An 11,651-nucleotide genomic window follows, 5' to 3' on the forward strand; every position below is an offset into this window, starting at 1 on the left:
CCGGCGCTGCACGCTGTCAGCCTTCCGGCGCTCCGTGCGGTCCCCGCGGTTCCGGCAGGATACCCAATTATTGTGCCGAAACGGCCGGCGAAATAATCGCGGCGGGCGAAGCGGGGCTCCGCGCTCTCCTCTTCTTAACCGCGGCCGGGCGATGCTGAAACTTAGATAAGAATAACTTCTAAATTAAAATTATTATAAATAATAACGTTTGTCAATAGCCGTTGCCACGATTCCGCTCGCATGATACGTTAGCTTCGACGCGGCCGGAACGAACGGTATAAATCCGGCCGATCTGGCAACACAAGAAGAGAGGAGAACGATACCAATGGCACATACTCGGGTACGAAAAGCAATCATTCCGGCCGGCGGACTGGGGACGCGCTTCCTGCCGGCGACGAAGGCGCAGCCGAAGGAAATGCTGCCGCTCATCGACAAGCCCGCCATTCAATACATCGTCGAGGAAGCGGTCGCCTCCGGAATCGAAAGCATCATGATCGTCAGCGGCCGCAACAAGCGGGCGATCGAGGACCATTTCGACAAATCGTTCGAGCTCGAGGCGGAGCTCGAGGCGAGCGGCAAAGCGGAAATGCTGGAGCTCGTCCGGGGGATCTCGCATCTCGCGGAGATCGTCTACATCCGGCAGGGCGCGCCGCTCGGACTCGGCCACGCGGTGCTCTGCGCGCGGCGGTTCGTCGGCGACGAGCCGTTCGCGGTGCTGCTCGGGGACGATATTTTGCAATCCCGGCGGCCGTGCCTGGCGGAGATGATCGAGCTCTACGAGGAACGGGCGTCGTCGGTCGTGGCCGTCATGGACGTGCCTTGGGACCAAACGCATAAGTACGGCATCGTCGATCTCGCGGAGGGCGGCGGCGGCCGGCTGAAGGGGCTCGTCGAGAAGCCCGCGCCGGGCGAAGCGCCGTCCAATCTGGCGATCGTCGGCCGCTACGTGCTGGAGCCCGGCATTTTCGAGCTGCTGGAGCATGCCAAGCCCGGCAAGGGCGGCGAAATCCAATTGACCGACAGCCTGCAGCGGCTGAACCTGACGAACCCGATGACCGCGTTCCGGTTCGAAGGCCAGCGCTACGACGTGGGCGACAAGCTCGGCTTCGTCCAGGCGACGATCGATTTGGCTTTGCGCCGGGGCGATTTGGCGGACGACGTGCGCCGCTATATGACCGAACGGCTGAAGCAAGACTAACGCCGGCGGTTGGAAGCGTCCTTCATTCGGCGCATCCCCGCCGGAAGGAAGGCGAGTTGACATTGAAGATGAATCGGAAACAGGTCCGCAACCGGACCCTGCTGCTGTCGGTTTCGCTGCTGGCCGGCATGGCGATCGGGCTGTGGATGAACGAGCGCATGCCCGAGCGGCAGAACCTGCCGGCGGCCGCGAAGGCGGCGGACGAGCCGGCCGGCGCTTCGCGGACGGCGGGCACGGCGGACATGCGGCACGAGCATGCGCATGACGACGCCGCGGACATGGATATGGACATGTCCGGCATGGCGGAAGGCGCGGATGCCGCGACGTGGGCATGGCCGGATGGCGCGCCGCAGGCCGGCGAGGCCAGCACGCTGCGCGTGACGATTACGGACGCCGCGGGCAAACCGGACGCCGGGCTGCAGGTCAACCACGAGAAGAAGCTGCATCTGATCGTCGTCAGCCAAGGGCTGTCGACGTTTCTGCACCTGCATCCCGCGGAGACGGCGGAGCCCGGCGTGTTCGAAGGGGACGTAACGTTCCCTTCGGCCGGCCGGTACAAGCTCATCGCCGACTTCAAGCCGGCGGACGGGGCGCAGCAATGGCGCGGCGCCTGGGTGCGGGCGGAAGGCGGCGGCGGGACGCGGCAGACGGAGCCGGCGCTGGCCGCGGACAAGCGGCTCGAACGGACCGCGGACGGCGTGGCGGTCAAGCTGTCGTTCGACCGCGCGCCGAAGGCGGGAGAGGCCGTAAAGCTGGCCTTCTCGTTCGCGGACGCCGCGAGCGGCGAGCCGGTCCGCGACCTGCAGCCGTACCTCGGCGCCGCCGGGCACGTGGTCATCCTCGACGCGGGGGCGGGCGACTACCTGCACGTGCACGCGATGAGCGCGGCCGGCGGACCGGTCGCGGAGTTTCACGCGACGTTTCCGAAGCCGGGCCTGTACAAGCTGTGGGGCCAGTTTCAGCGGAACGGCCGCGTCATGACGGTGCCGTTCGTGGTCGAGGCGGCTTAGCGCGGCGGCGGATTCGCCCGCCGGCCAAGCGGCCGGCAGGCATGGAAGCCGTTCGCGGGACGATTGCGTCCCGCGAACGGCTTTTTCTTATGCCCGCGGACCGCGCCGCCATGCCCGGTACGCGCGCATCGCCGTCGCGGCCGCCAGCCAGAACATGGCGACGGCGATGACGGGATGCAGCGCCGACACGTACGGGGCGTCCGCGCCGATATGCGCCGTCATGTATTGGAGCATGACGAGCGCGAAGAGGGCGAGCGAGCACCAGCGGACCGCGCCGCCGACGCGGCCGAAGAACGTGAGGACGAACGCGGCGGCCGGGACGAATTCGAAGACGTGCACGAACGACGTATGGTCCTTCCAATGCTCGGCGTCGACCAAGACGGCCATGCCGGCCAGATACGTCTGCGCGACGACGCAGAGGGCGAACAGCGCGGCAAGCAGGAAGACGGCGAGCCGGGCGTAGCGGTTGCCTTCGGACATGGGAACGGCCTCCTTCGGAGCGGGAGTGGGCAAGGCGTTGCTTCTACTAATAGCGCTTTTAATGGCGCTTTGCTTCTATTGTAGGCGCTCCGGCGCGCGCCGTATATTGCCCTTAGGTCCAGTTTATCCGCGTACCGCCGCGGGCCTTCCGGCTGCTTCGCGGCGACAGGTACGTACAAGCCTGCGGATATGCTATACTAGACCATACAAGTGAAAGCCAGCAAGCAGAATGAACGAGGTGCCGCGTGAAGGAACAGCAAACGCCGAAATACCGGCAATTGAAAGAAGAAATCGTCTCATGGATCGCGACGGCGCAGTTCAAGCCGCACGACAAGCTCCCGTCGGAGAACGAAATCGCCGCCCGCTTCGGCTTCAGCCGGCAAACGGTCCGCCAGGCGCTCGGCGACCTGGAGGCGGAAGGGTGGCTCTACCGCTCCCAGGGCAAGGGGACGTTCGTCGCCGAGGCGGAGCGCGGCCGGCCGAGGCCGGAGGCGCAGTCGCAGCTGACGATCGGCATGATGACGACGCACATCTCGGACTACATCTTCCCGACGATCGTCCGCGGCGTGGAATCCGCGCTGCGCTCGCACGGGTCCCGGCTCCTGCTCGCGAGCACGGACAACGAGAAGGAGCGCGAGCGGGAGAGCCTGGAATCGATGCTGCTGCAGCAGCTGGGCGGGCTGATCGTCGAGCCGACGAAGAGCGCGGAGGGCAACCCGAACCTGGATTATTATTTGGCGCTGGAGGCGCGGCGGATTCCGTACGTGATGCTGAACGAGCGCTACAGCGATCTCGACGCTCCGTGCCTGAAGGTCGACGACGAGCTGGGCGGTTACCGGGCGGCGGAGCATTTGGCGAAGCTCGGCCATCGGCGGATCGCCGGCTTCTTCAAGACGGACGACTTCCAGGGCGTCCACCGGATGCGCGGCTTCATGCGCTGCCTGCGGGAGCGGAAGCTGGCGCTGCAGCCGGACTTCCTCGTCCGGTACGCGACCGAGGAGAAGGGCGCGAAGCCGGCGGAGGCGCTCGCGGAGCTGCTCCGGCGCCCGGCGGACGCGCGGCCGACGGCGGTCGTCTGCTACAACGACGAGCTGGCCGTCCGCCTGCTCGACGCCGTGCGGCTGAGCGGGTTGTCCGTACCGGCCGATCTGTCGATGGTCGGCTTCGACGACGCCAGCCTCGCCGTGGCGACGGAGGTGAAGCTGACGACCCTGGAGCATCCCAAGACGCGGATGGGCGAAGACGCCGTGGCGCTGCTCATGAAGCTGATGGACGGCCGCGCCGGGGCGGGCGACGCCGGCGACGTCGTCTACGATCCGAAGCTGATCGTCCGCCAATCGACGGGCCCGGCTCCGGAGCCGGAGGCGAAATAAAGCAGTCGACACACTTGTACGTACAAGTTATAATGGAGACGGATAGAAGCGGCGGCACGTCAGGGCGGGGCTGATGCGAGCGGATTCGTTTTCAGCGGTGCCGAACGTCCGCCTTGCCAATCGCGGGGAGGAGAATGGACAACATGCTGGAATCGTTGAAGCAAGCCGTGTGGGAAGCGAACATGGAGCTGCCGCAGTACGGGCTCGTCACGTTCACGTGGGGCAACGTCAGCGGCATCGACCGCGCCAGCGGGCTGGTGGCCATCAAGCCGAGCGGGGTGCCGTACGCGGAGCTGCGCCCGGAGCATATCGTCATCGTCGATCTGCAGGGAAATCCCGTCGAGGACGGCCTGCGCCCGTCGTCCGACACGCCGACGCACGTCGCCTTGTACCGGGCGTTCGAGGGCATCGGCGGCATCGTGCACACGCATTCGCCCTGGGCGACGAGCTGGGCCCAGGCCGGCCGCGGCATTCCGGCGCTCGGCACGACGCACGGCGATTATTTTCACGGCGAAATTCCGTGCACGCGCCCGATGACGGAAGCGGAGATTCTCGGCGCGTACGAGCTCGAGACGGGCAACGTGATCATCGAGACGTTCCGCGAGCGCGGGATCGACCCGAACCGCGTGCCCGCCGCCCTCGTGTACAGCCACGCGCCGTTCTGCTGGGGCAAGGACGCGCATAACGCGGTCCATAACGCCGTCGTCGTCGAAGAGGTGGCCAAGATGGGGCTGCATACCTTCCAGCTGAATCCGGAAGCGGGGCCGATGGACCGGCAGCTGCTGGACCGCCACTACTTGCGGAAGCACGGTGCAAACGCTTACTACGGACAGTCGCAGGGCTGAGCGCGGAGCCGAAGCGCCCCGTTCCGCATCGCGGCGCATTTATACGCAAGGCATGTATACTTCTGCGCGATTACGCGCAACGCATTCATAACCCGGAAGGAGCATTCCTACGATGACTCAGAAATACGCAATCGGGGTGGATTACGGCACGGAGTCCGGCCGCGCGGTGCTCGTGCGCCTGGCCGACGGCGCGGAGATCGCCGAGCACGTCACCCCTTACCGCCACAACGTAATCGACGAGCGCCTGCCCGGCACCGGCCTCAAGCTGGAGCACGACTGGGCGCTGCAGCATCCGCGGGACTATATCGAGGTGCTGGAGCAGTCCGTTCCGGCGGTGGTGCGCGCATCCGGCATCGACCCGTCGGAGATCATCGGCCTCGGCATCGACTTCACGGCCTGCACGATTTTGCCGGTCGACGAGGCGGGACGGCCGCTCTGCTTCGACGAGGCGTACGCCGCCAACCCGCATAGCTGGGTGAAGCTGTGGAAGCATCACGCGGCGCAGGACGAGGCGGATCGCATCAACGAGACGGCGGCGGCCCGCGGCGAAGCGTTCCTCGCCCGCTACGGCGGCAAGATCTCGTCCGAGTGGATGCTGGCGAAGGCGTGGCAAATTCTGGACGAGGCGCCGGAGATCTACGACAAGGCGGATCAGCTCGTGGAAGCGGCGGACTGGGTCGTCTCCCAGATGACGGGCCGCATCGTGCGCAACAGCTGCACCGCGGGCTACAAGGCGATTTGGCATAAGCAGGACGGCTATCCGAGCCGCGAGTTTCTGAAAGCGCTTGATCCGCGGCTCGAGGCGTTCGCCGAGACGAAGCTGCGCGGCGACGTGCTGCCGCTCGGCACGAAGGCCGGCGAGCTGACTCCCGGCATGGCCGCGCGCATGGGGCTCGTCGCGGGCACCGCGATCGCCGTCGGCAACGTCGACGCGCACGCGGCCGTGCCGGCCGTCGGCGTCGTGACGCCGGGCAAGCTCGTCATGGCGATGGGCACGTCGATCTGCCACATGCTGCTCGGCGACGAGGAGAAGCAGGTCGAAGGCATGTGCGGCGTCGTCGAGGACGGCATCATTCCGGGTTATTACGGCTACGAAGCGGGCCAATCCGCGGTCGGCGACATTTTCGCCTGGTACGTGGACGAAGCGGTGCCGGCCTACGTCGCCGAGGCGTCCGAAGCCGAGGGCATCAGCGTGCACGAGTGGCTCGAGCGGGAAGCGGCCAAGCTGAACGTCGGCGAATCCGGCCTGCTGGCGCTGGACTGGTGGAACGGCAACCGTTCCGTTCTCGTCGACACGAACCTGACGGGGACGATCGTCGGCCTGACGCTGCTGTCGAAGCCGCAGGAGATCTACCGCGCCCTGCTGGAGGCGACGGCCTTCGGCACGCGCAAAATCGTCGACGCCTTCCAGGCGAACGGCGTGGACGTGAACGAGCTGTACGCCTGCGGCGGCCTGCCGCAGAAGAACCGCCTGCTCATGCAGATCTACGCGGACGTCACGAACCGCGAGATCATGGTCGCGGCTTCGAAGCAGACGCCGGCGCTCGGCGCGGCGATGTTCGGCGCCGTGGCGGCCGGCGCGGCCAAGGGCGGCTACGACAGCGTCGTGGACGCCGCCGCCGCGATGGCCCGCGTCCGCGAGGAGACGTTCAAGCCGATCCCGGCGAACGTCGCGGCGTACGAGAAGCTGTACGCGGAGTACAACCTGCTGCACGATTATTTCGGCCGCGGCGCGAACGACGTCATGAAGCGGCTGAAGGCGCTCAAGGAAGAAGCCGCGCGCTGATTGCCGGCGGCGACCGGATCGGTCCGGGCAGGTCCGGGCAGGTCCGGACAGGTTCGGACTTATCGAACGCGTACGGACAGCGTATAATTGAAGAAGCGCATCGATGGAAAGCCGCAATACTACCATTCGATAGAAGCATGCGCAGCAACATGCAAGGGAAGCGCGCATTAGCGACATGCACTGCAAGCGTGCACTAAACGTGCATTGCAAGCGCGCAGATGGAACCATACATTTTGCCCGATCGGGCGATGCGGAGGCGAGTGGCGGCGATGGAACCCCGGGAACGGTTTGTGGAAGCGGTCCGCGACGGACAGGTCGAAGCGGCCGCGCGGCTGCTGGAAGAATACGAATCCCTGAGAGAAGGCGTGAACGAGCCGTGGTTCTCGTTCGATACGCCGGCCATCGTGGCGGCCGCCGCAAGCGGCAGCCGCGCGATGGTCGATCTGCTGCTGGCGCACGGCGCGGACATCAACGCGAGGAGCGGCTGGTGGGCCGGCGGCTTCGGCGTGCTGCATCACGATCACCGCGAGCTGTCGCGGTATCTGATCGAGCGCGGCGCCGAGGTCGATCCGCACGCGGCCGCGGCGCTCGGCATGCTGGACGCGCTGCGCGCGTTCGCGCTGGAGGATCCCGGTTTCGCCAACCGGCGCGGACCCGACGGCCAGGTGCCGCTGCATTTCGCGACGTCGAAGGCGGTCATCGACTTCCTGCTCGAGCACGGCGCCGACATCGACCGGCGCGACGTCGACCATGGCAGCACGCCCGCGCAGTGGGCGGCGAACGATCCCGAGAAATGCGGCTACCTGGTCGCCCGCGGGGCGAAGCCGGACATTTTCATGGCGATCCTGCTGGGCGACGAGGCGCTCGTCGACAAGCTGCTCGCGGAGGATCCGGGCCGCATCGGCGCGCGGATCGGCGAAGGCGAATTCACGTCGGGCGAGTCGGACGGCGGCCACATCTACGACTACGTGATCGGCCGGACGTTCACGCCGCTCTTCCTGGCCGCGCACCGGGGCCATTCGGGCATCGCGGCCAAGCTCGCGAGCCTGAGCCCGCTCGGGCAGCGGTTCCTGCTGGCCTGCGGCACGGCGGACGCGGAGCGCGCGCAGGCCATGCTCCGCGAGCACCCGGACCTCGTCGCTTCGCTGTCGCCGGGGGAACAAGGCCTGCTCGCGGACGCCGCCTGGGAGCAGCGCCTCGAGGCCGTGCGCCTCATGCTGGCGGCCGGCTTCCCGGTCGATGCCCGCAGCCAGGGCTTCACGGCGCTCCATCGGGCGGCCATGCGCGGGAACGCCGCCATGGCGCGGCTCCTGCTCGAGCACGGCGCGTCCCTGCGCGAGCCGAACGACTACGGCGGCAACGCGTTGTCCAGCTGCGGCTGGGGTTCCCTGCATATCCGCGATCCGCGCGGCGATTACGCCGAGGTCACGTCGCTGCTGCTCGCGGCCGGTTCCCCGCTGCCGGATCAGGCGTCGGGCAGCGAGCCGGTCCGCGAAGTCCTGCTCCGCGCCGGCGTCCGCGAGGCGGACTGACGCGCTTCCCCGTTTGAGCCGCCAAACAAATATTGGAACCGTTCAGCCCGCCTCCGGCGGGCTGAATGCGTTTTCACGGGCGCCTCTCCGATGCTATAATAACGTCGATGGACGCCATAACGGGAGCCGGGGGATACTCGCATCATGAACGTACTGCGCAAGCTGCCCATCCGCGGGCAGATGTATATGATCGCGCTGCTGACGATGGCCGTGTTCGTCGCGATCCTGCTGTTCAATTACAACCGCAGCGCCTCGTTCATCGCCAAAAACAACGAAGTCTACACGAACGATATATTCGGGCAGATGGAGCAGACGATTCTGTCCAATTACGACGTCGTCAAATGGCTGACGTACAACATTGCTTACAATAAATCGATCCAGGACTACCTGCTCGACGAGGACATGCTGTCCAAGGTGCAGCGGTACCCGACGATCAAGAACCTGTTCCTGAACCTCTCGACGGTGAAGCCGGGCATCTCGGACTTCGTCGTCGTCGGCAAGAACGGCGACTGGTTCTCGCTGCAGGGCTCGTCCGCCAGCGAGTTCGGCGACTTCATGCCGAAGAAGGCGGATTCCTACTTCTCGAAGGTGCAGGAATGCAAGAGTCCCGTCGGCGCGTCGAGCTATTGCTTCGCGGTCGGCACGAATATCTTCTCGAGCGACCTGAAGCGACAATACACGAACGTCATCGGGCGGATCATTCTCATCATCGACGCGTCGACGCTCACCGGCGGGTACGACCTGAAATCGCTGCAGCCGGGCACGGGCCTCTACCTGCTCGACCGGACGGGCCGCATCTTCATGAGCAACGACCGCGGCATGATCGGCAAGCCGTTCGAGGTGCCGCCGATGACGGGCAACAGCGGCGTCGTCCGGCTGAACGGCGAACTGACGCATATCCAGGTGGACGAGCTGCCGCAGATCGGCGGCCGGATCGTCCGGGTCATTCCCGACGACGTCTTCTTCCGGGACATCCGCAAGCTGCAGCGGCAGTCGCTGCTGGCGCTGGCCGCGGGCATCCTGCTGCTGGCCGTGCCGTTCCTGCTCATCCTGAACAACATGATCTTCCCGATGCGCAAGCTGTACCAGTACCTGCGCATCAGCGACAGCGGCGACCTCAACAAGCGGATCAACCTGCGCGGCTCCGCCGAGGCGGCCGTCATCGGCAACCGGTACAACCAGATGCTGTCGAGCGTGCAGCATTTGACGCGGCAGCTGGTGGAGTCGAACGAACGGCTGTACCGGACGGAGATCGAGAAGAAGCAGGCCGAATTCGATTTTTTGAAAAGCCAGGTCAATCCGCATTTCCTGTACAACACGCTCGACGCCATCCGCGGCATCGCGGCGGAGCGCGAGGTGCCGGAGATCCGGGATATGACGCGGTCGCTGTCGCGGATCTTCCGCTACAGCATCAAGGGGCACGACATCGTGCCGCTCGGGGAGGAGCTGCGCATCGTCGAAGCGTTCATGAACATCCAGACGATCCGGTTCTCGCACCGGTTCCGGTTCGACTGCGCCGTGCCGGACGCGCTGCGCGCGATTCGGGTGCCGAAGATGATCCTGCAGCCGATCGTGGAGAACGCCGTCTACCACGGGCTCGAGCCCCAATACGAGCCGGGGGCGCTGACGCTGACGGCGTCCGTGGAAGGCGGCGCGTCCGGCGCGTCCGGCGACGCGGCGGACGCCGGCAGCGAGGCGGGATTCCGCGGATCCGGCGAAGGCGGAGTTCTGGTCCTGACCGTCCGCGACGACGGCGTCGGCATGGACGAGGCGCGGCTCGCGGCCGTCCGCGAGCGGCTGGCGGACGGCGGGCGCGCCGCGGAACCGGACGGCAGCCACGGAATCGGGCTCTCGAACGTGCATCATCGGCTGCAGTTTCTCTACGGAAGCGATTACGGTCTTGCGATCGGCGGCCGGCCTAGAGCGGGCACCGAGGTGACGCTCCGCATCCCCATTCGGAAGGAAGGCGGTGATTCGCATGTATAAGGCCATGCTCGTGGACGACGAGCAGTGGGTCGTGGCCAATTTGCGCAGCGCGGTGGATTGGGCGCGGTTCGGCTTCGAGATCGCCGGCACGGAGACGCACAGCCCGACGGCGCGCGAACGGATCCGGGAGCTGCGTCCGGACGTCGTGTTCGTCGACATCCGCATGCCGGAGATCAGCGGGCTCGAGCTGATCAAGCAGTGCCGGGAGCATCAGCCGGACATGCTGTTCATCGTGGTCAGCGGCTTCGCCGAGTTCTCGTACGTGCAGAAGTGCCTGAATTTGGGCGCGATCGGCTACTGCCTGAAGCCCGTCGAGGAAGAGGAGCTCGTGCCGCTGCTCAAGAAAGCGAAGGACATCCTGGACGAACGGGCGGAGAAGGACGTGCCGTCCATGCTCGAATGCCTGATGGAGGATACGCCGCCGGGCCTGGAGCGGTTCGCGCGGCTGCTGGCGCAAGCGGGCATCGAGCCCGGCCGGGGGATGCGCGTGGTCGCGGCCGTGGACCTCGAAGGCCCCGAGCCGCTGCCGCCGTACCGCCACGTCAAGCTGAACGGGCGCAGCGGCAGGAGCCTGTATATCGCCGAGGAGGACGCGCAAGCGCCGCTGCTGGAGCATCTGCGCCGGTACGAAGGCCAGTACGCGGGCATCGGCCTCAGCCGGCCCGTGCACCGCGCCGAGGCGGTCAAGGCGGCGATCGAGGAAGCGGAGATGGCGGCGTGCCAGTATTTCATCGCGGGCCGGCCGGCGGTGTGCCAGGCGGGCGAGCCGAAGGGGTACGGGGACTTCAAAGGGCTGTCGGAGGCGCTTCGGAAGCGGGACATGTCCGAGCTGACGAAGCTGTACGAGGACTATGCCGGCTGGTTCCGAACGGGCGCGTACCGGATCAAGCACGCGTTCTTCCTGTACAACACGGTATTGACCGCCATCCTCCAGGAGCAGCGGACGGACGCGGAGCAGCTGGAAGACTACCTGCTGATCGATTACGAGCGGCTGATCGAGCGGTACGAGAATCTCGGCGAGCTGCTGCGGGATTTGCAGCGGATGACGACGGCCTATCTGGGCGGCCTGTACGTCCAGGGGCAGGGACAGATCCGCAGCGACGCGTTCCTCGCGGTGCTGCGCTACGTGAACGACCATTACAACCGGAACCTGACGCTGCAGATGCTGGCGGACGAGTTTTACATGAACCGCAACTACATCGGCCAGCTGTTCATCAAGCATGTCAGCCGGTCGTTCACCGATTACTTGGCCGAGCTTCGGATCCGCCGGGCGTGCGAGCTGCTGCGGGACAGCAATCTGCCCGTGCACCGGGTCGGCGAAGAGGTCGGCTACCACGACGCGTATTACTTCAGCAAGATTTTCAAAAAGATGACCGGCAGGACACCCAGAGCCTACAGGACGAACGAGTGAGCGAGCCTGCCGCGGTCAAGCAGGACGAGG

Annotated in this window: 9 protein-coding genes; 8 read left to right on the plus strand and 1 reads right to left on the minus strand. The window is 66.2% G+C overall.

Features of this window, described 5'->3' with window-relative positions:
• Window positions 1-325 precede the first annotated feature (325 nt).
• Window positions 326-1,198 carry a UTP--glucose-1-phosphate uridylyltransferase GalU gene (gene galU / locus I8J29_RS20785; RefSeq protein ID WP_208849411.1) on the plus strand — a complete coding sequence of 291 codons (873 nt, stop codon included), beginning with the start codon at window positions 326-328 and terminating at the stop codon, window positions 1,196-1,198.
• A gap of 68 nt (window positions 1,199-1,266) precedes the next feature.
• Window positions 1,267-2,208, plus strand: coding sequence for a hypothetical protein (locus tag I8J29_RS20790; RefSeq protein WP_208849412.1), 942 nt, complete (start codon window positions 1,267-1,269; stop codon window positions 2,206-2,208).
• An 87-nt stretch (window positions 2,209-2,295) separates the two neighbouring features.
• On the opposite strand, the gene I8J29_RS20795 is transcribed toward I8J29_RS20790, so the two are convergent.
• A complete protein-coding gene (locus I8J29_RS20795) occupies window positions 2,296-2,688 on the minus strand; it encodes a DUF6220 domain-containing protein (protein ID WP_208849413.1) in 393 nt (130 codons plus the stop codon).
• A gap of 245 nt (window positions 2,689-2,933) precedes the next feature.
• Between I8J29_RS20795 and I8J29_RS20800 the strand changes: the two genes are divergently transcribed.
• The 6 genes from I8J29_RS20800 to I8J29_RS20825 all read left to right on the plus strand — a co-directional run bounded on the left by I8J29_RS20800 (window position 2,934) and on the right by I8J29_RS20825 (window position 11,621).
• Window positions 2,934-4,061 carry a GntR family transcriptional regulator gene (locus I8J29_RS20800; protein WP_208849414.1) on the plus strand — a complete coding sequence of 376 codons (1,128 nt, stop codon included), beginning with the start codon at window positions 2,934-2,936 and terminating at the stop codon, window positions 4,059-4,061.
• A 143-nt stretch (window positions 4,062-4,204) separates the two neighbouring features.
• On the plus strand, window positions 4,205-4,906 hold the full coding sequence (locus tag I8J29_RS20805) for an L-ribulose-5-phosphate 4-epimerase (RefSeq protein ID WP_276316310.1): 702 nt from the start codon (window positions 4,205-4,207) through the stop codon (window positions 4,904-4,906).
• A 112-nt stretch (window positions 4,907-5,018) separates the two neighbouring features.
• Window positions 5,019-6,692, plus strand: a complete 1,674-nt coding sequence (locus I8J29_RS20810; protein ID WP_208849415.1) for a ribulokinase — start codon at window positions 5,019-5,021, stop codon at window positions 6,690-6,692.
• A gap of 269 nt (window positions 6,693-6,961) precedes the next feature.
• Window positions 6,962-8,224: an ankyrin repeat domain-containing protein gene (locus tag I8J29_RS20815; protein WP_208849416.1), complete on the plus strand. Its 1,263-nt coding sequence runs from the start codon at window positions 6,962-6,964 to the stop codon at window positions 8,222-8,224.
• 144 nt (window positions 8,225-8,368) lie between these two features.
• The gene (locus tag I8J29_RS20820) at window positions 8,369-10,210 is read left to right on the plus strand and encodes a sensor histidine kinase (protein ID WP_208849417.1); all 1,842 of its coding nucleotides are present in this window, start codon (window positions 8,369-8,371) and stop codon (window positions 10,208-10,210) included.
• Window positions 10,203-11,621 (plus strand): response regulator transcription factor, encoded by a 1,419-nt coding sequence (locus I8J29_RS20825; protein ID WP_208849418.1) that lies wholly within the window; start codon window positions 10,203-10,205, stop codon window positions 11,619-11,621. The genes I8J29_RS20820 and I8J29_RS20825 overlap by 8 nt, the downstream gene beginning before the upstream one ends.
• Window positions 11,622-11,651 lie beyond the last annotated feature (30 nt).

The sequence above is a fragment of the Paenibacillus artemisiicola genome (genome assembly GCF_017652985.1).
GTDB lineage: Bacteria > Bacillota > Bacilli > Paenibacillales > Paenibacillaceae > Paenibacillus_Z > Paenibacillus_Z artemisiicola.